Source organism: Enterococcus sp. 3H8_DIV0648, assembly GCF_002140655.1.
Lineage (GTDB): Bacteria > Bacillota > Bacilli > Lactobacillales > Enterococcaceae > Enterococcus_A > Enterococcus_A hulanensis.
On sequence record NZ_NGLG01000001.1, the window covers coordinates 3,209,061 to 3,228,206 of the forward strand.

General features: G+C 40.2%; 20 protein-coding genes, 1 pseudogene and 1 other annotated feature. Of the genes and pseudogenes, 13 read left to right on the plus strand and 8 right to left on the minus strand.

All coding sequences use genetic code 11. The features are described from left to right. The first annotated feature begins 52 nt into the window (after nucleotides 1-52). The 7 genes from A5875_RS14820 (at nucleotide 53) to A5875_RS14850 (ending at nucleotide 7,673) form a co-directional block, all read left to right on the plus strand. Complete coding sequence (locus A5875_RS14820) at nucleotides 53-658, plus strand: hypothetical protein (protein WP_088934300.1); 606 nt, start codon at nucleotides 53-55, stop codon at nucleotides 656-658. A gap of 46 nt (nucleotides 659-704) precedes the next feature. Next, the gene (locus tag A5875_RS14825; RefSeq protein WP_141108304.1) at nucleotides 705-1,310 is read left to right on the plus strand and encodes a hypothetical protein; all 606 of its coding nucleotides are present in this window, start codon (nucleotides 705-707) and stop codon (nucleotides 1,308-1,310) included. A 198-nt stretch (nucleotides 1,311-1,508) separates the two neighbouring features. Continuing rightward, nucleotides 1,509-2,150 carry a hypothetical protein gene (locus A5875_RS14830; protein WP_088934302.1) on the plus strand — a complete coding sequence of 214 codons (642 nt, stop codon included), beginning with the start codon at nucleotides 1,509-1,511 and terminating at the stop codon, nucleotides 2,148-2,150. Between the two features lie 316 nt (nucleotides 2,151-2,466). Then, nucleotides 2,467-5,067: a bifunctional acetaldehyde-CoA/alcohol dehydrogenase gene (gene adhE, locus A5875_RS14835; RefSeq protein ID WP_088934303.1), complete on the plus strand. Its 2,601-nt coding sequence runs from the start codon at nucleotides 2,467-2,469 to the stop codon at nucleotides 5,065-5,067. Between the two features lie 200 nt (nucleotides 5,068-5,267). After that, a complete protein-coding gene (locus A5875_RS14840) occupies nucleotides 5,268-5,741 on the plus strand; it encodes a hypothetical protein (RefSeq protein ID WP_088934304.1) in 474 nt (157 codons plus the stop codon). Between the two features lie 149 nt (nucleotides 5,742-5,890). Then, nucleotides 5,891-7,117, plus strand: coding sequence for an MFS transporter (locus A5875_RS14845; protein WP_088934305.1), 1,227 nt, complete (start codon nucleotides 5,891-5,893; stop codon nucleotides 7,115-7,117). After that, on the plus strand, nucleotides 7,032-7,673 hold the full coding sequence (locus A5875_RS14850; protein ID WP_088934306.1) for a FadR/GntR family transcriptional regulator: 642 nt from the start codon (nucleotides 7,032-7,034) through the stop codon (nucleotides 7,671-7,673). The genes A5875_RS14845 and A5875_RS14850 overlap by 86 nt, the downstream gene beginning before the upstream one ends. Before the next feature lie 15 nt (nucleotides 7,674-7,688). Here the strand turns inward: A5875_RS14850 and fni are convergent, their stop codons facing one another. From fni to mvk, 4 genes are read right to left on the minus strand one after another with little or no spacing between them, the layout of a single operon-like run. After that, nucleotides 7,689-8,732, minus strand: a complete 1,044-nt coding sequence (gene fni / locus A5875_RS14855) for a type 2 isopentenyl-diphosphate Delta-isomerase (RefSeq protein WP_088934307.1) — start codon at nucleotides 8,730-8,732, stop codon at nucleotides 7,689-7,691. Beyond that, entirely contained in the window at nucleotides 8,722-9,810 is a 1,089-nt protein-coding gene (locus A5875_RS14860) for a phosphomevalonate kinase (protein ID WP_088934308.1), read from the minus strand. The genes fni and A5875_RS14860 overlap by 11 nt, the downstream gene beginning before the upstream one ends. Further along, a complete protein-coding gene (gene mvaD, locus A5875_RS14865; RefSeq protein WP_088934309.1) occupies nucleotides 9,811-10,800 on the minus strand; it encodes a diphosphomevalonate decarboxylase in 990 nt (329 codons plus the stop codon). After that, on the minus strand, nucleotides 10,793-11,734 hold the full coding sequence (gene mvk, locus A5875_RS14870) for a mevalonate kinase (protein ID WP_088934310.1): 942 nt from the start codon (nucleotides 11,732-11,734) through the stop codon (nucleotides 10,793-10,795). Before mvk ends, mvaD begins: the two co-directional genes overlap by 8 nt. 377 nt (nucleotides 11,735-12,111) lie before the next feature. On the opposite strand from mvk, the gene A5875_RS14875 reads away from it, so the two are divergent. After that, nucleotides 12,112-12,768 carry a deoxynucleoside kinase gene (locus A5875_RS14875; protein ID WP_088934311.1) on the plus strand — a complete coding sequence of 219 codons (657 nt, stop codon included), beginning with the start codon at nucleotides 12,112-12,114 and terminating at the stop codon, nucleotides 12,766-12,768. Between the two features lie 42 nt (nucleotides 12,769-12,810). On the opposite strand, the gene A5875_RS14880 is transcribed toward A5875_RS14875, so the two are convergent. Next, a complete protein-coding gene (locus A5875_RS14880; protein ID WP_088934312.1) occupies nucleotides 12,811-13,362 on the minus strand; it encodes a hypothetical protein in 552 nt (183 codons plus the stop codon). A 1-nt stretch (nucleotide 13,363) separates the two neighbouring features. Next, on the minus strand, nucleotides 13,364-13,693 hold the full coding sequence (locus tag A5875_RS14885; protein ID WP_088934313.1) for a PadR family transcriptional regulator: 330 nt from the start codon (nucleotides 13,691-13,693) through the stop codon (nucleotides 13,364-13,366). 159 nt (nucleotides 13,694-13,852) lie between these two features. Here A5875_RS14885 and A5875_RS14890 point away from each other — a divergent pair, with 159 nt between their 5' ends. Further along, on the plus strand, nucleotides 13,853-14,758 hold the full coding sequence (locus tag A5875_RS14890; RefSeq protein WP_088934314.1) for a magnesium transporter CorA family protein: 906 nt from the start codon (nucleotides 13,853-13,855) through the stop codon (nucleotides 14,756-14,758). Nucleotides 14,759-14,841: 83 nt separating this feature from the next. Here A5875_RS14890 and A5875_RS14895 read toward each other — a convergent pair whose 3' ends face one another. Together A5875_RS14895 and A5875_RS14900 are read right to left on the minus strand one after the other, a co-directional pair. Next, on the minus strand, nucleotides 14,842-15,651 hold the full coding sequence (locus A5875_RS14895) for a Cof-type HAD-IIB family hydrolase (RefSeq protein WP_088934315.1): 810 nt from the start codon (nucleotides 15,649-15,651) through the stop codon (nucleotides 14,842-14,844). A gap of 260 nt (nucleotides 15,652-15,911) precedes the next feature. After that, nucleotides 15,912-16,946 (minus strand): FUSC family protein, encoded by a 1,035-nt coding sequence (locus tag A5875_RS14900; protein WP_088934316.1) that lies wholly within the window; start codon nucleotides 16,944-16,946, stop codon nucleotides 15,912-15,914. Between the two features lie 173 nt (nucleotides 16,947-17,119). Then, nucleotides 17,120-17,248 (plus strand) — a sequence feature (ribosomal protein L20 leader region). Nucleotides 17,249-17,276: 28 nt separating this feature from the next. Here A5875_RS14900 and infC point away from each other — a divergent pair. The 4 genes and pseudogenes from infC to A5875_RS23720 all read left to right on the plus strand — a co-directional run. After that, the gene (infC, locus tag A5875_RS14905; protein WP_088934317.1) at nucleotides 17,277-17,801 is read left to right on the plus strand and encodes a translation initiation factor IF-3; all 525 of its coding nucleotides are present in this window, start codon (nucleotides 17,277-17,279) and stop codon (nucleotides 17,799-17,801) included. Nucleotides 17,802-17,874: 73 nt separating this feature from the next. Then, complete coding sequence (gene rpmI, locus A5875_RS14910) at nucleotides 17,875-18,075, plus strand: 50S ribosomal protein L35 (RefSeq protein WP_010747119.1); 201 nt, start codon at nucleotides 17,875-17,877, stop codon at nucleotides 18,073-18,075. Between the two features lie 61 nt (nucleotides 18,076-18,136). Continuing rightward, nucleotides 18,137-18,496: a 50S ribosomal protein L20 gene (rplT, locus tag A5875_RS14915; RefSeq protein WP_010781965.1), complete on the plus strand. Its 360-nt coding sequence runs from the start codon at nucleotides 18,137-18,139 to the stop codon at nucleotides 18,494-18,496. Nucleotides 18,497-18,739: 243 nt separating this feature from the next. After that, nucleotides 18,740-19,146: pseudogene (locus A5875_RS23720) on the plus strand (SIR2 family protein); the annotation flags it as partial.

Genomic DNA, 19,146 nt, shown 5'->3' on the forward strand with positions numbered 1-19,146 from the left:
GGTAGATTCTAAACAATCCTTTTATCTATCAACCGTTTAGCGAGGTAAATGATTGAACAAAAAAACTGGACTGTTACCAATTTTACTAATAACTATTATGGCCCTCACAGCCATTACTTTATGGTATTTTTTAGTGACCAAAAAGGAAGTCGCAAAGAACAAATTTTTCAACAGTGAAATTACAGAAATTGTGCCTGGAGAAGTTTATACTTTCTCAGAAAGAGGACTGATGCCAGGATATATTAAGTTCATCGATGAGGAGAATTATGTAGCGATACCAAGAGCAAACCCTCCAGAAGATAGTTTTGGTGATGGGGAAACTTACGATATCATTTTTATTGAAGGCAAATGTGAACATATTGATGGAAAATTTTATTTAGGTAAGTCAGTGAAAAGCACTATGTTATCTTTTTCTGATGAAAAGGGTTTGGATTCAAAACAATATGATGAAATGTATGTATCTGTTAAACCAAATGCAATTGATTTTAAAAATGGCAGTATTGAGCAAAATGAGAACCAATGGGTTTATCACCGTATGTCAAATAATGGAGAAGTTAATTTCCCATTGGAGCGATCGAAAAAGAACATTCCAAATTCTACAGATGAATTCTTGAAGAAGTATCAGAAAGTAGATAAAGACAGTTCTTCAAATGAGTAAGGATATTGCTGGTGATTCCAGAGTGAAGAATCTAGGGAGGAAACGATTGAAGAACAAAAACGGAATCTTGCCAATTTTACTAATGACCCTCACAACCCTCACCGCCATTACTTTATGGTATTTCTTAGTGATAAAAAAAGAAAATGCTAAGAACGAGATAGCGAATAGAGAAATTACAGAAATTGTTTATGGAGAAATCTACAGTTTCATAGAACAAGGGACGAGGTCAGGGTACATTAAGTTCATTGATGAAGAGAGTTACTTAGCAATGCCTAGTACAAAATCTCCTGAAGCTAGTTTCGGTGATGCTGAAACATACGACATCATTTTTATTGAAGGTAAATGCTTGTTTTTAAATGAAAAATTTTATCTTGGAGAGTCAGTCAAAGTTACGTCACTATCTTTTTACGATCAGGATAGTTTGGATAAAAATCGTTACGATGAAATTTTTGTATCTACTGAACCAAACCTAACTGATTTTGAAAATGGCAGCATCGAACAAAATAAGAACCAGTGGGTTTATCGGCGAAAGATAAATGATATAGAGTACAATTTTCCATTAGAGCGATCAAAAAAGGATATTCCAAATTCTACAGATGAATTCTTGAAGAAGTATGAGAAGGCAGATACAAATAGATCTTCAAGTGAGTAAGGGGAATGTGATAATTTCAGAGTAGAAAAATGATTCGTTCACTTATTCGCGAAAGATTAATAATAAAGAGATTGAAACCCTTCTAGAAAAGTCGGACAAAAATATACCGGATTCAGTTGAAGAGTTCTTAAAAGAGTATAAAAAATCGGAGGATAATTAATTTTCTGTACAGTTCAGAATAGTAAAAAGAAAAAGCGTATGAGCAAAAGAGCAAAAGTAATCCTTTTATCAATTAGTCTAATTTTAATAAGCGCTCTAGTGTATATTTTCCGTGACCCCGTTAGCAAAGTAGTCAAATCTTCATTAACTACAGTTGAGTATGTTTCGGAATTTGAATATGGAGAGGTTTATGTTTACAAGCAAGTGGAAATACCTTCATATATAAAATTTTTGGATAGCAAACACTACGTAGCTTGGCCGACAGTACGATTTGAAAGTGATCTTGATGAAGGACCATTATTTAATTTTGTTGAAGGGGCATACGAAGAGAAAAATGGGAATTATTATTTAGGACAAAAAATAAGGATGGCTACTATTTCATTTTCCACAAGAGATGATTATGACAACAGGGAATATGAAGGTCCGCCACGAATTGATTATGAAGCGGACAATCGTTTTATCCCGTTTACCAATACTTCAATCATTAAGAAAGACGGCGAGTATTGGTACACTTGGGAAGTTGGCGATTGGAAAGAAGGAGACAAAGAGAAACCTTCTGGAATTCGCACCGGTGAAACCAAATTAGAAAAAACGAATAAAAAAATTCCCAATTCGATCGAAGATTTTCTATCTCAATATAGTCAAAAAGTTGAGAGTTCCGATGCTAGTAATAATAATTAGTTGATACCGAACAAGATGTGATCGTCGAAACTTTCTGAGGACACGGATGTGGATGAAAAACTACTGCTGTTTTTAAGTAATGAGACTCTACATTTCAGGTTTGAACTTGTATATAATTTGTGAAAAAAGTTCTATTAAATATAGAATAGTTTATGAAAGAGATAAAAAAGCATGTGTTACTTAATTCGCGTTATGATGGCATTTGATAATTAAAAATATTAGTGTGAAAAAAATCACAAAAAGTATTTACAAACGTTTGCGGGTGTTGTATGATGTGTATGTGAAAAGTAACACAAAAATTTTTAGGAGGATACACATGGCTAAAGCGATTGAAAAGGAAAAAGACGCGATCAGCGTTGAGCAAGTGATTGATGAACTGGCGACAAAAGCAAATGTTGCTCTGAAAGAAATGGAAGATTTCGATCAAGAAAAAGTTGACCATATCGTTCACGAAATGGCAATGGCTGCACTAGACAAACATATGATGTTAGCAAAAATGGCGGTTGAAGAAACTGGCCGTGGGGTTGTTGAAGATAAAGCAATCAAAAACATGTATGCATCAGAGTATATCTGGAACAGCATCAAGCATGACAAAACAGTTGGCGTAATCGGTGAAGACAAACAAAAAGGTTTAATTGAAGTTGCCGGACCTGTCGGCGTTGTTTGCGGGGTAACACCTACAACTAACCCAACTTCTACTACGATCTTCAAATCAATGATTGCATTGAAAACAGGGAATCCAATCGTATTTGCATTCCACCCAAGTGCTCAAAAATGTTCAGCTGAAGCTGCACGTATCGTTCGTGATGCTGCAATCGCAGCGGGCGCTCCTGAAAACTGTATCCAATGGATCGAAAAGCCATCGATCGACGCAACATCAATGTTAATGAACCACCCAGGCGTAGCAATCGTTCTTGCGACAGGCGGACCTGGCATGGTTAAATCAGCATACTCAACTGGTAAACCAGCTTTAGGTGTTGGTGCCGGTAACGTACCTTCATATATCGAAAAAACAGCAAAAATCAAACGCGCAGTAAACGACTTGATCGTATCAAAATCATTTGATAACGGTATGATCTGTGCTTCTGAACAAGCTGTCATCGTTGACAAAGAAGTCTACGAAGAAGTGAAAGCTGAATTCCAAGCACATCAAGTCTACGTAGTGAAAAAAGCAGAATTGAAGAGATTAGAAGACGCTGTAATGAACGAAGGCAAATACGCAGTTAACCCTGCGATCGTTGGTCATTCAGCTGAAGATATCGCACAACGCGCAGGCATCAAAGTTCCTGCAGGCACGAAGATTCTGATTGCAGAATTAGACGGTGTGGGTGCTGATTACCCATTATCTCGTGAAAAACTTTCTCCAGTTTTAGCTATGATCAAAGCAAACGACCATGTACATGGATTCGATCTTTGCCAAGGCATGCTTGAATTAGGCGGATTAGGACATACAGCAGTTATCCATACTGAAGACGAAGATTTACAAGTGAAATTTGGTTTGCGTATGAAAGCTTGCCGTATTTTAGTAAATTCACCATCTGCTGAAGGCGGTATCGGTGATATCTATAATGAAATGATCCCATCATTGACTCTTGGTTGTGGTTCATACGGTAAGAACTCTGTATCTAAGAACGTATCTGCTATTAACTTAATCAATGTTAAAACTATAGCGAAACGGAGAAATAATATGCAATGGTTTAAATTACCATCAAAAATCTACTTCGAAAAGAACTCTCTATTGTATTTGACACAAATGGAAAACGTTGAACGTGTTATGTTAGTTTGTGACCCTGGTATGGTTCAATTTGGCTATGCTGACATCGTTCGCGAAGTTCTAGGACGTCGTAAAAATGACGTGAAAATCGAAGTATTCTCTGATGTTGAGCCTAACCCTTCAACAAACACTGTTTACAAAGGTTTAGAAATGTTCAATGACTTCAAACCTGATACAGTTATTGCTTTAGGTGGTGGATCAGCGATGGATGCGGCGAAAGGTATGTGGATGTTCTTTGAACACCCAGACACTTCATTCTTCGGCGCGAAACAAAAATTCTTGGATATCCGTAAACGTACGTACAATATCGGCAAACCTGAAAAAACTCAGTTCGTATGTATCCCGACAACATCTGGTACAGGTTCTGAAGTAACACCATTTGCCGTTATCACAGATAGCGAAACACACGTGAAATACCCATTAGCAGATTACGCGTTAACACCGGACGTAGCGATCGTTGACCCGCAATTTGTTATGACAGTACCTGCTTCAGTAACTGCTGATACTGGTATGGACGTATTAACTCATGCGATCGAGTCTTATGTATCTGTTATGGCATCTGACTACACTCGCGGCTTGAGCTTGCAAGCAATCAAACTTGTCTTTGAAAACCTTGAAACATCAGTTAAAACAGCTGATCCAGAAGCTCGTGAAAAAATGCATAACGCATCAGCAATGGCTGGTATGGCCTTTGCCAATGCATTCTTGGGAATTTGTCACTCAATCGCTCATAAGATTGGTGGAGAATACGGTATTCCTCACGGACGTACGAACGCAATTCTATTGCCTCATATCATCCGTTACAATGCCAAAGATCCGCAAAAACATGCGATGTTCCCTAAATATGACTACTTCCGTGCAGACACTGACTACGCTGATATCGCTAAGTTCTTAGGACTTAAAGGTAATACAACAGCAGAATTAGTCGAAGCATTGATCGAAGCAGTTTACAACTTAGGTGTAACTGTTGGTATCGACATGAACTTGAAAGCGCAAGGCGTGACTCAAGAAACATTGAATACAACAGTTGATCGTATGTCTGAGTTAGCTTACGAAGACCAATGTACAACAGCTAATCCGAAAGAACCATTGATCAGCGAGTTGAAAGAAATCATCGTAACAGCTTACGATTACAAAGCTTAGAGCTTAGCAGGAGTCCTCTTCATGAGGGCTCTTTTTTTGCGAGCTGTTCACGAAAACATTATGTATTTTTTAGAAAAAAATAATTTTAATTGTTTTTATTTAAAACATTCATTTTTTTTAGATAAAATGAATCTCTTTGATTGTTATAGCCTGTGAAAAACGATAGACTAGAATTAGGAAAAGAGGAAGGGTTCGAAGGCATGGAGAAACTGAAACGAGAGTTAAAAGAACTAGGTGAATCAAATGCACGATTAGGTGCGTTAATTGATTATTTGGCGAATGAGAAAAAATTAATGGCAAGCAAATCCAATCATATTTTTATGCTGGATATGCAGGATTATGTTGCCGCGTTGAATCGCTTGGCTCCCTCGGATTCGAAAGTTTCTGTAACGCTACCTGAAATCAAACAAATTAATCGTCTTTTAACACAGCAATATGAACTAATGAAGCTTGTCCAAAGAGACTATGCGCGGCTTGAGGTATCTGAAAATCCGCCGGAAGATCTGGATTTTGATGAGCATAAGAAAAAACATTTAAGACGTCTGCAGATTATCAACCAATTATTATTACAAGACAATATCTTTTTCCAATCAATGCTGGATGCAAAAAAAATCAGCGGAAACATTCGAATCGGCGAAAAGAAAAATTGGCTTCAACGATTACTTAGAAGATAGAGAAATCCATTCATGGGTTTCTTTTTTTTGCCAACTTTCCACACTTTACGAAGGTGAGCTGGATATGTTCAGAAAAAATTGCCAAGCTCTTTTCTAAATGATATGATGAATTAAAAATACATCATATGAATTTCAGAAAGGAGCAATTTATGAAAAATAAGAAAATGATTTTTGTGGTTTTTATCGTAGCCTTGAATCTGCGTTTGGGGATTTCTTCGATACCGCCGTTGATTGGATTGATCAAGCAGGACTTGCAGCTGAATAATTTTCAGGCGAGCTTGCTGACGAGTATTCCGGTAATCTGTATGGGAGTGATGGCTTTCGGGGTTAAACGGATGCAGCAGCAGCTTGGCCGTGATCGCAGCATTTTACTTTGTTTGTTTTTACTAGCAATAGGGACTGCCAGCCGGAGTTTGCTTTCCAATTATTTGAGCTTAGTCCTTTCCGCTATCGTGATCGGCTTTTCAATCGCGATCATCGGGCCGCTGCTTTCAAGTTTGATCAAAGAATTTTTCCCGCAGCAAACAGGTTTACTAATCGGTGTGTATTCGATCAGTATGGGGATCGGTTCGGCGACTGCTTCGAAATTTAGTCTTTTACTGGCAGAAGATTCTTGGTCTTTTGCGTTGGGAAGCTGGGGTGTGTTCGCGATCGTTGCCGGCGGTGTCTGGTATTTTGTGATGAGACAAAAGGTGGCGAACGTGACCACGGCATCGCCAGTCTCAAATGGTTTTCCATTAAAGAAGATTCAGGCATGGAAAATGGTTTTGTTCTTCGGTCTGCAATCTGGAATGTTTTATGGTGTTAGTACATGGCTAGTGGAGTTGCTTGTTCAAAAAGGCTTCTCTCGCGTTGATGCTAGTCAGTATTTGACCATATTTGTGATCGTGCAAATGATCTTCAGTTTCATTATTCCGGTGTTGATGGATCATTGGGGGAGTACCCGCAGCTGGATAATGATCTGCGGTGCCATGATTTTACTGGGAGTGGGTTGTTTGCTGACAAGTTACTTTTTCTTGCTGATTGGCGGGATTGTTTTGATCGGTTTTGGCTTGGGCGGTTATTTTCCGATCGCTATGTTATTGCCGTTACAGGCGAGTGATGATCCGATGGAAGCTAGCTTGTGGACTGGTATGGTACAATCCTTCGGCTATATTGTCGGCGGAGTGATTCCGATTCTTTTAGGTGTAATGGTAGATATTTTTCAAACCTTCAATGTCTTTTTATATGTTATGATTATTTTGTGTGGCGGGATCTTGCTGCTGACAATCCAAGGAAGAGGCTATGAAAATGACGAAAAATCGGAGTCTGGTGAACGAAACGATTCAACAGTTAGAAAATTACATTCAACAAAACGAGCTGACGATCGGAGATAAGCTGCCGGTCGAAAAGGAATTGGCGGAGATTTTCGGTGTTGGACGCTCGACTTTGCGAGAAGCAGTAAAAATTCTAGTCTTCAGTAATGTTTTGGAAGTGAAGCAAGGCTCTGGAACCTTTGTTAAAAATGGCAGTATCGGGGAGTTTTCGACTGGTGATCTTTTGCGGGCACGTTCCATGATCGAAGGACAGGCAGTATTGCTGGCAACAGTTCATCAAAGTGAGAAAGACCTGCTGCGTTTAAAAGAAGTATTGTTTCAACGGAATCATTTGCTGGAGGCGGGGAAATTCTCTGAATACATTGAGGCTGATCTGGCATTCCATCAGCAGATCGTCGCTATGAGTCAGAATCCTTTTTTGATTAAGTGGTACAATGAGCTGCTGCCGGATATTAAACTGCATTTAAGCCAGCAAGTATTGCGAATGGAAGATTATCAAGACAATACGAGTTTGCATAATAAAATCTATCGAGCATTGCTCGAAGGAAAAGCCGAAGAGGCACAAGGAATGATTCAGGAAAACATCTTTACAGACGAAGAGGCTGAGATCGAATGATCTCAGCCTCTTCTTTTAGCTGCGCAGGGCTAATTTTTTATAATCGATTCCGCGAGCTTCACACCATTCTTTGGGTGCACCGCTTAGGATGATCGGGTTGTGAACTAGATCAGCAGTCGTTGCTTTATCAGTCATCAGGTACAAACGCCGAAGCTGAATTTTCCAGTCTTCGATCATTTCCACCGTAGCGTCAATGCCATTACTGATAAGGTGATCTAAAATGCCAGCGGAAATCCCGACAGCTTTGGCGCCTAAACAAAGAGCTTTGAAAATGTCATAGGCGTTGCGGATACCGCCAGAAGCTAAAAGCGTTAGGTCATTTATTTTTTGCGCTTCCAATAGGGAGGTCACCGTTGATTGCCCCCAGTCATCTAAATAATTCAATTCGCGTTTTTTTCGGCGGGCATTTTCGATTTGAGAGAAGCTGGTGCCGCCGCGGCCTGAAACATCTACCGCTTTTACGCCGAGTGCTTGCAGCTGCTGGATAGATTCTCTGTTCATGCCGAAACCAACTTCTTTAACGATCACTGGAACTGCTAGTTGTTGGACCGTTTCTGCGATGTTTTTTGACCATTCATGAAAATCACGGTCCCCTTCAGGCATGACCAGTTCCTGCGGGACGTTCAGATGAATCTGAAAACCATCTGCCTGAAGCAGGTCGACGATTTTTTTGGCATCGTCGCTTGTTCTGCCGGCCCCCATATTGCCTAAGATCAAGCCGTGGGGATTTACTTCTCGAACGACGGTGTAGGAATCCGCTACGCTTGGATCTTTTAGAGCGGCACTAACTGAACCGGTCGCCATCATTAGATTCGTTTCACGGGCGATGATCGCTAAATCATGATTGATTTTCTTGGTTTTCTCGCTGCCGCCAGTCATTGCGTTGATATAAAAAGGAGCGCTGAGCTTTAATCCGAGAATTTCCGTACTTAGATCGATCTCTTCTGGTCGAGTATTCACCAAAGAAGAGTGGATCAAGCGAACATCGTCAAAGTCATTTTCCTTCGGCTTTTGATGGAAAGCCCGAGCGAGCGAAACATGTTCGTCTTTACGATTCATGGCGATCCTCCGTAAGATGATAGACATGTAAAGGCAGCGGCGTGATGCCGGCCTTTTCCCATGAGCTCATCAACGGCAGGATACCTGCCCGCTTATCAACGATCACGATCCCACAGTCGCCTCCGCCAGCGCCGGATGATTTAGCGGCACCGCCATATTGTTCTGCCAGATCATTCAGCCGTTTCAATTCTTCGGTTTCAATCGATACGTTGCTTAGACTGGTTAATTGATTTAATAAGCTGCGATTTTTACGAATCATTTTTTGGATCAAGGCGATATCATTTTGTTTGAAGCCTTGAATCATTTGATCCACACATTCTTTGCTAGCGTTCAAAAAGTTTTCGTAGGAAGTTTTCTTTTCGATGCGAGATCGATGGACCTGATCCACGAGATCAGAGGTCGACGCCGGGCTGCCGGTCCAACCAATTAATAAACGCAAGTCTTCTGGGACTTGCAAAGGTTCGATCTGCAGGCTTGGCCAATCACTTTCGATCAGCGTAGCCATCTTTTCAGATGCCAGCTTGTCTAGCACCCAGTCATGATCAAAGGTTGAAAAAGCTAGCCAGCCGCCGTAGCAGCTTGCCGCGATATCCCCGCATGAGCCGTTGCCTTGAACATTTAAGTGGGCCAGCGTAGCCAGCTTAAACAATTCAAGCTGTGAAAGATTTAGTTCATAAAAAGCGTTTAGTGCTTTAACTGTCGCTACTGTCACAGCACCGCTGGAACCTAAGCCATATTTTCGACCGTTAGAGTTATCTAGTTCGCTGGTTACTTTCAAATCAAAGAAAGCCAGTTTTTTGCCTTTTTCTTGGGCGAATTTTTCGGTAAAGTGAATCGCCGCTAAAATATAATGGAAAGGATTGTCACGAATATCCAAGACGAGTTCATTTTTACGGCGAGTCCAGCGGATAGGCATGTCGCTGTATTGAGCGGATTGAATACTGCCGCTTTTCTTCGCCGGACCGATCGAGACCGAAATAAATTGATCGATCGCAACGATGATCGCCGGATGTCCCGGTTCTACTACCGCATATTCGCCGGCAATGTACAGCTTGCCTGGTGCAGTCACTTCGATCATTTATGCTTCCTCCTCTGATAAGACTTCAATTGCCGGACCAGCATGGGCGACCACGAGTTGCTGCGGGTCAAATTGGTCCTTTAAGGCGTTCAATAATGCTTCTTCATTTTTTCGTTCAACAAGAATTTTGACATTTGGACCGGCGTCCATCGTGAAATAGCATGGCAAGCCGTTAGTTCTAATTTGACGAACAAGATTCATCGCCTTCATACTTTCTGCGGACCAATAAGTAAACGGCGGCGTTGCGGCTAAGGTCGTGCCGTGCATTTTTAAAGCACTAGCTTCGGTCACTTCGCCAAGCGCGGTAAAGTCCTTACCTGCGATGGCTTCTCTAGCTTTAGCCAAATCCTGCGGTACGGTCTGCAGCCAGCCATCGTAAAAAGCAGAAGTTTCAACAGTTCGCTGCATCCCATCACGACTGGAAATATCTTTTTGCGCATCGTTAACAACTACGAAGAACATGCTTAAATCATCTTCAAAACGATCACTAGGAATATTTACGGCATAAGAAGTCTCGTCGGAATCGCCTTTTTGCCATTCTGCAAAGCCGCCGTAAATACTGCGGCAAGCCGAACCGGAACCACGACGAGCCAAACGAGATAATTCTTCGGATGAAAGCTGTAAATTTAACGCTGCACTGGCAGCCCCTGCTAAAGCAGCTAACCCGCTAGCAGAAGAAGCCAATCCAGCTGCAGTCGGGACAAAGTTTTGACTTTTGACGACGGCATGTAAGGAGCTGCCTGCTTTTGCCCGCACTAAATCAAGAAAGCGACTCACTTTTAAGGTCGCTTTCGAATCTTGCAGTTGATTGTCTAAGTAGAAGAGGTCTTCGGACGTGTCTTCTGAAAAAGTTACGTTTGTTTCTGTATAAAAGGCATCCAATGTCAGTGACAAGCTGTTGTTCATTGGAATGATCAGTTCTTGGTTTTCCTTGCCCCAATATTTTATCAAGGCGATATTGGTATAAGCTCGAGCTTTGCCGCTATACATGCGCGTACACACCTAACCCTTCGATCCATGTATTTCGAGCGCCGGCAGCTAATAAGATTTGCTGCAGTCGACGTCCGCTTGTTTCGTCTTCGGCTAGAGCGATCATACAACCGCCGCGGCCTCCGCCTGTCAATTTAGCACCTAATGCCTGATTTTCTAATGCCGTTTCGATCAAGTGATCTAAGTGACGATTGCTGGTGCCTAATAGCCGCAATAACCCTTGAGCTTGATTCATACAGTCGCCTAAAATTTGCGGGCGGTTCTGTGAAATTGCCTGTTGTGCCTGTCTGGTCAATTTTCCTAATGTCCGCATTTGTTTATTGGTTTCATAGGGACGCATCTCCATCAATTTCGCAATATCTTTGACTGCTTTGCGCGTCTGCCCCTTAATACCTGTGTCGGCGACCACTAAAAAAGCATCCATATTTAATTGAAAAGGCTGGAAGCCGATACCTTTTTGATAAAGGATCGGTTCAGTACCGCTGATGGTTGTTGCATCGATACCGCTAGGATTACCGTGTGCCACTGCTTCAGCTTGGTTTACAAAATGCAGCACGTTTTCCTGCGTTGCCGGTTCTTCCATCCAATCAAAAACGGCACGTGTGATCGCGACAGCAACTGCCGCACTAGAGCCCATTCCGCGTTCAGCTGGAATCGAGCTTTCTATTTTTAAGTAAAATGGTTCTGGAATTTTAAAATGCTTCACTAAATACCAAAGCAGAACCGTAACATTGCGCATCGTATTCGGAGCTTCTGAAAGCGGTCCGTGGAAGAAGCTAGATTCGATCCATGATTCTAATTTATTTGCGCGGATCGTTGCTTGGATGCCTGTTCCAGAAAAAGGAAAGGCAATCGCCGGTTCTCCGTAGACAACCGAATGTTCCCCCATTAATATGATTTTTCCGCTGGCATAACCCGTGCCAATCGATTTCATTAAAAAAACCCCTATTTCGTTTTAGAGTAATTCGTCTCGTCAGAAAAAAATTCAATTCCACTAATATTCATTTTAATTGATCTGATTCTATAGCAAAAACAATTCGATTTCTTTTTATCTTTAGTTGAAAATGCACAGAGAAACTTTATAAGATAATAATATTCCATTTAAGTCTTATCTCATTTTACTCAGAGAATGCCTACAAGTAAACGAAACCACTGAAAAGTTTTTGAAAATCAACGATTTTTTAAACATTCCTTAGAAGAAAAATTTGATTTATTTTAGAAGTATTTCGATTGACGGCACAAGATATTGGGGGTATATTAGATAAGTTGAAAAATACGCACTATATTTTGTATGAAGCGAGTTGGAGGTTTATGAGCGTGATCGTATTAGCAGGAACCATTGGAGCAGGGAAATCAAGTTTGACCGCGATGCTGTCCGAGCATTTAGGCAGTCAGGCTTTTTATGAATCAATTGACGATAATGAAGTATTGCCGCTGTTTTATGCTGATCCAGAACAATATGCATTTTTATTGCAAATTTACTTTTTAAATAAACGGTTTGACAGTATTAAAAAAGCGATGCAGGATGATAACAATGTCCTAGATCGTTCAATCTATGAAGATTCTTTATTATTCCACTTGAACGCTGATCTTGGTCGAGCAACTGAGACAGAAGTGAAGGTCTATGATGAATTATTGGCGAACATGATGCAGGAATTGCCCTATGCCGCTCACAAAAAGCATCCGGATTTATTAGTCCACATCCGTGTTTCTTTTGAAACGATGATGGACCGTATTCAAAAACGCGGCCGGGAGTATGAACAATTGGAATTTGATCCGACCTTATATGATTACTATAAAGAATTAAACAGCCGCTACGATCAATGGTATGAAGAGTACAATGAAAGTCCTAAAATCCAAATCGACGGCGACCGTCTGAATTTTGTTGACGATGCGGCAGCGCGGGATGAAGTTCTCCGGTTGATTGATGAAAAAATTTTAGAAGTTCAGGGAGTGCCGGTTGAATAAATAAAAGCTTTGCCAGATTTTTTGGCAAAGCTTTTTTGCAGACTATTTGATTCGATTTTGGTTGATGACCCGACCATGTTTATTTAAACCTAAAGCAATTCCGAGTAATAGACCTAACCCAAGCATCAAAAAGAAAACAATCCCGATCAGTTCATTGTTGTATAAAATTTGTCCGAAGATTCCAATGATTGCACCGATCACAATTCCGATGAATAGATTGCTAGCATAACCTAAACCAATTGATTCTTCGGTTTGGGGGTCAATGGATTGATAATATGCTTGTCGCTCTTGATTCTTGATTTCTTCATCCGATAGTGGGCGATCAGCTCTAAACGCAGCCATTGCTTTATTCAAAGCATCTTCTTCGCTCAAATTTTCTTCTTTCATCAGTTGGACAATGTAATCTTTGATGTAACCAGTGATTTCTTCCGTTTCTTCTTTCCGATCAGGCTTTAAATTTTGCCTCGTTTTTTCTTGCAGCTCTTGTAGTTTTAACGACATCCGTTCAGGATAACTTAGTTCATCTCTACTGAGACTTGCTTTGACCATTTCATCTGCAAATTTTTGAATTTTATCATCTGTTGAAGTATTCATCTTATTCGACTCCTTTATAAAAAGTATCCATTAATTGTTTAATAAATTGCCATTCCTTTTTTTTGTGCTGTAAGAATGTGTGACCTTTTTCCGTTAAATGGTAATATTTCCGTCTGGCGGCTTGACCTTCTTGCCAATAGCTGACAACATAACCATTTTTTTCCAAACGTTTGAAGGCAACATATAGAGTTCCTTCCTTTAGTTCGAATGTTTCATGACTAAATTCTTTTGCTTGACGAGCGATGTCATAACCATAGCTGTCAGCTCTATTTAAGACGCTCAGAATAATAGGATCAATATATCCTCGCAAAATTTCTTTATCAATATCCAAATATATACCTCCTTTTGCTCAATACCTCGCTTTATAAGTATAATAAGACGAGGTATTGAAAAAGTCAATAGGAAACTCTTAGTGTGAGTAAGAAATCGATATTAAGCGAGAGAATTTGTTATACTAATCTTATTACCATTCAATATACGGAGGTTTCTGATGGACAGCAGACAGACATTCAATCAAGAGATGTGTTCGTGGATCAATGTAGACACTACGCAACCTCATGAGATAAAAAAATTGAGAACCAGCTTTGCGATCAGTGATGAGATGCTGACGTATGCGCTCGATGATAATGAACGGGCGCGGGTGGAATATGATCCGATGGAAAAAGCATTGCTTCTGATCTTTAATGTGCCGAACCTCTTAAAAAAGGATAATCATTACGAAACTAGTCCGATGGCATTTATTTTAAAGGACCATTACTTTTTTTCTTTTGTAAATGAACGCACTTCATATGTAGAGAATATTATCGAAAATCTCTTAGCGAACGAGCCGAATCAAAGCACGGCGAGCTTGCTGTTCCATACATTGTTCTTGATTTCTGATTACTATTTCCCGCTGGTGGAAGAAGTAGACAGTCAGCGCATTCAATTGAATAAAAGACTGCGGGAAAAGACAACGAATAAGAATTTATTGGCGCTCTCTGATTTAGAGATCGGCTTGGTTTATTTAGTCACTGCGACCAAACAGAATGCCGTACTGTTGGAGCAGGTAAAGGTGCAGTCGATTTTTTCCAGTTTTACGGATAAGGAAAAAGAAGAGCTGGATGATGCGTTGATTGAGGCTAGGCAGGCAGTGGAGATGACGAGGTTGTCCAGTGAGATTTTGGATCAATTATCAGGAACCTACAATAATTTGCTGAATAATAATCTGAATGACACGATGAAAATTTTGACGATCTGGTCTTTATTATTAACGATTCCGACGATCGTAACAGGTTTTTTCGGGATGAACATGCCATTGCCGTTCACTCATTCTGAGGTTGGCTGGATCATAACGTTGATCATTAGTCTGGGATTATCCGTGTGGCTGATCTTAATTTTATGGCGCAGAATACGATAAAAGCGAAACGATCATTTGATCGCTTCGCTTTTTTGCTTTGAAAAATAACTTCATCAAGATGAGTCAGAGATAACTGTTTACTACTATAATATAAAAGTTTCGATGACTTCAGCGACAGCACTTTGCTCGTGATCAGCGATCGTCGTATGCTGCGCGGCTTCTTTTACGGCAGGAACAGCATTGGCTACGGCAATCCCTAATTCTGCTGCATGGATCATCGCTAGGTCGTTGGTGTTGTCCCCGATGGCGATCGTCTCGTTCATTGGGATGTCGAGATGTTCAGCCAAGGTTTGCAAAGCGACCCCTTTATTGACACCTTTGGGATTAAATTCAATGTAACGATTAGACGAGTAGCTGATCTCTAACAGGTCATGAAGCTCCGCCGGCATTTCTTGTTCCAATTTTTCTAAGTAGCTGCGATCCAAATTTTGGAACAACGCTTTATAGCAGACTTGATTTTCCAGAAAGCGAATATCATCATCCAGTCGTTTCTCATGAGGGATCGTCGTAAGATACGCGTCTTCTTCCGGGTTGCTATGATAGACATACGTTTGATCAAAGGTATAAAGGTGGATCGCTACATCATAGTTTGAGCCAAATTCAAATAGTCGCGCCAAAATATCAAACGACAAAGGAAAATCCTTAATGATCGTGGGGCCTTCATTTTCAACGACCACACCGCCATTAAAACCGATCATATAGTGATTTGCTTTATTTTCCGCATCTAATTCTTTCAAGGTTTGTTTGATCGAATAGAATCCGCGGCCTGTTGCCGGCGCGAAGACCAAACCTTTCGCTTCTGCCATTTTTATGGTTTCTTGCGTTCGTTTTGAAACATGCCGCCCTTTATCTAACAAGGTTTCATCCAAATCACAAGCAATCAATCGGTACATAGAGGAGCCTCCTTCAATTTTCATGTCCCCATTATAGCAAAAACCGAGTGAGGGCACTCGGTTTTCTGAACATTAAAGTAAGTATAAAATTTTCATATGAATAAATCGCTTTGTAGCGGGTATATCCATGTCTGGCTTCACGAACTAGCTTTATCGGCAATAAGCAAAAATATTTCGAAATTTGAGAAGCAATTTAGAAATATTTTGGTCTTATTGCTCAAAAGCTGAGCGAGTTCGCGAAGCCTTTCTTATCTTTCTATCTAGTTCGTATGAAATTTTCGATTGTAAAACTCTAAACTGGTGCTCATCAGCCAGCCGGCTAGAAGTCCTAATAAGCTGCCGATCACGATTCCTAAAAAGCGGAACTGGATCATGGAGTAAAGATATTGCTGGCGGACTAGCATGGAGAGCATCAATGCCATCGGGGTGGTAAAAAACTGGGCAATCGCATAATTGCGTCTAACGAAATATTCAACAGTTACAAACAAAGCGGTGATTATCAGCAGCGTTTCGAAAACTGATAAAGGTAAATTCAATAGAAAGGCGGCAATTGCCAGTCCGATAATCGTACCAAAGATGCGTTGGACATTGCGATGGGCCATTGCCCGCAGGTTATCCGCCTGTAAAATGGAGGCGCAAGAAACGACGAGCCAGTATGGATTTTTCAGCTGCAAGCCCATGCTTAGATAGACCGCGAAAAATAAAATTCCACTATATAAAAGACTATCGATAACGACAGCAGGATCATCATTGATTCGCGCAATTATTGTTTTACCTGCTTTTTTCTCAGGCAAAGGCTCATTTTCTACAAAATGTAAGATGAAAGCCACCGCTATGGCGAAAAGAACCCCGATAAAAAAGTAGCCGCTCATTACAGGAATTCTAGCTAGCGGAATCTTTGTACTTACGCCCATGGCCGTAACCATGACGATGAAAAAAGGACCGGGCTTAGCAATTCCATATAAGCGAAAGAAAAATCTTCCTAAAAAGCCAATAGCAGCAACGACGATCGGTGCCGTCCAAGCGGCGTGAGTCGAAAGCATGGCGAAAAAATTTGCCGCAGTTAAAAAGCTGCCGACGACAGACAGGCGCAACATTAATTGTTTTAGCGGGAGTCTTTGATAATAGAGAAAGGTGAAGATACCTAATGAGCCGAAACTAGAAATAGCTAGTTGGTGGGATAAATAGCCGGTGAATAAAACACTGATCATACAAAGGCCGGCACCGATCAAGCGAAACGGTGATTCCTTTAGTTTTTTGTAATGAATCAATTCTTTGAGAAAAGGTTGTTCCATTGCATCACGTCCTTTTTTATATTGAATAAAGTTTTAAGTTGTAGAGTATTCTGCCATATATACGTTAGCATACAAACTAAAGAAAATTCAATAGATAGTTTCTGAAAACAATCAGAAACAGTCGTTAAGAGGTTGACATTCGATAGAATATCTTGTATACTATTAAAGTTGAGAAATAAAAGCAGAAGCACCCGCTTCTCGCCTTATGCGAACATCTCGCTGGGCTAGATAGTTAATGACTGATCTTTTCGATGAGTCGAACTACGTGCGGGTTCGTAAAGAACTCGTTTTTTTTATTCGCTTTTTTTCTCTCAAAAAATTTGGAGGTGAATGACCATAGCAAAGGATATGATGGTTAACGACGGCATTCGTGCACGTGAAGTACGTTTGATCGGACAAGACGGCGAACAACTAGGTGTTAAATCGAAAGTAGAAGCCTTAAAGATTGCTGAACAAGCAAACCTTGATGTAGTCCTAGTAGCTCCTGGTGCAAAACCACCGGTAGCACGTATCATGGATTATGGGAAGTATCGTTTCGAACAACAGAAAAAAGAACGTGAAGCTCGCAAGAAACAAAAAGTGATCAACGTTAAAGAAGTTCGTTTGAGCCCAACAATCGACTTGAACGATTTTAATACAAAACTTCGTAACGCACGTAAATTCTTGGAAAAAGGCGACAAAGTGAAAGCTTCGATCCGCTTCAAGGGCCGTGCCATTACCCACAAAGATATTGGTCAAAAAGTTCTTGATCGCTTAGCTGAAGAAACTGCCGATATCGCGACAGTGGAACAAAAAGCGAAGATGGACGGACGTAGCATGTTCTTAGTGCTTGCACCGAAAGAGAAGAAAGACTAGCAATAATTTTGAGAATGCTTCTTTGACTCTAGTTAAAGAGTATGCGAAATGAAAAGTAGGAGGAAATTTAGTCATGCCAAAACAAAAAACACATCGCGGTTTAGCAAAACGCGTAAAACGCACTGGTAAAGGCGGTTTGAAACGTTTCCGCGCGTTCACAAGTCACCGTTTCCACGGAAAAACTAAAAAACAACGTCGTCAATTACGTAAAGCGTCTATGGTATCAAAAGGCGATTACAAACGTATCCGCCAACAATTGGCACGCATGAAATAATTGTGCAACCCGCTTTACAACTTAAAAAATTCAATGATTTATTTATTAGGAGGAATTAAACATGGCACGTGTTAAAGGTGGAACTGTAACTCGTAAACGTCGTAAAAAGACATTAAAACTAGCTAAAGGTTACTACGGTTCTAAACACACTCTATTTAAAACAGCTAAAGAACAAGTAATGAATTCATACAACTACGCATACCGCGATCGTCGTCAAAAGAAACGCGACTTCCGTAAATTGTGGATTGCACGTATCAACGCTGCAGCTCGTATGAACGGCTTGAGCTACTCAAAATTAATGCACGGTCTTAAAGTTGCCGGTATCGAAATCAACCGCAAAATGTTAGCTGACTTAGCAGTTAACGATGCAGCTGCTTTCACAGCACTAGCTGACCAAGCGAAAGATTCATTAAACAAATAATGAATGATCGACCCCGCTCGTTTGAGCGGGGTTTTTTGTTTGTTCAATTTCTCCATCTCTCATATACTGGTTAGGCCTAACAGTATTGAGAAAAGTAGGTCGTTATATACTCAACTTTGTCACCTAGTCTATAGCAATTGTATTTATACGAATCCTAGAAAGTTTTATACTTTGAACATTCATAAAAAATTTTTGATATACTAAGTGTGAGAATTATTATAGATTGGAGTGATGGTTTTGTCAGTGTTAGATGAATTAGTCGAAAAGAATGTTTATCCAATAGTTTTTATTGGCTCAGGTATCTCAAAAAGATATTTGAAGCAGTTTCCTAATTGGAATGATCTGATAAAGCGTTTGTGGTCAAAAGCATATTTATTGGAAGATGATAACGAATATTATAGATTCATGAATAACCTAAGAAGTAAAATTATTGAAAATGACTCATCACTCAATGATAAAGAAGTAGACTATAAATTAAATATAATAGCTAGTTCTGAAATAGAAAAAAAATTTAATCAAGTTTTCATTGAAGGTAAGATAACTGTTAAAGATTACGGAGCCAGAGAATATTATGAGCAAAGAATTTCTCCCTTTAAAAAGGAGATTGCAAGTATTTTTGAAGAATATGAAATATTACCAGATATGGAAGC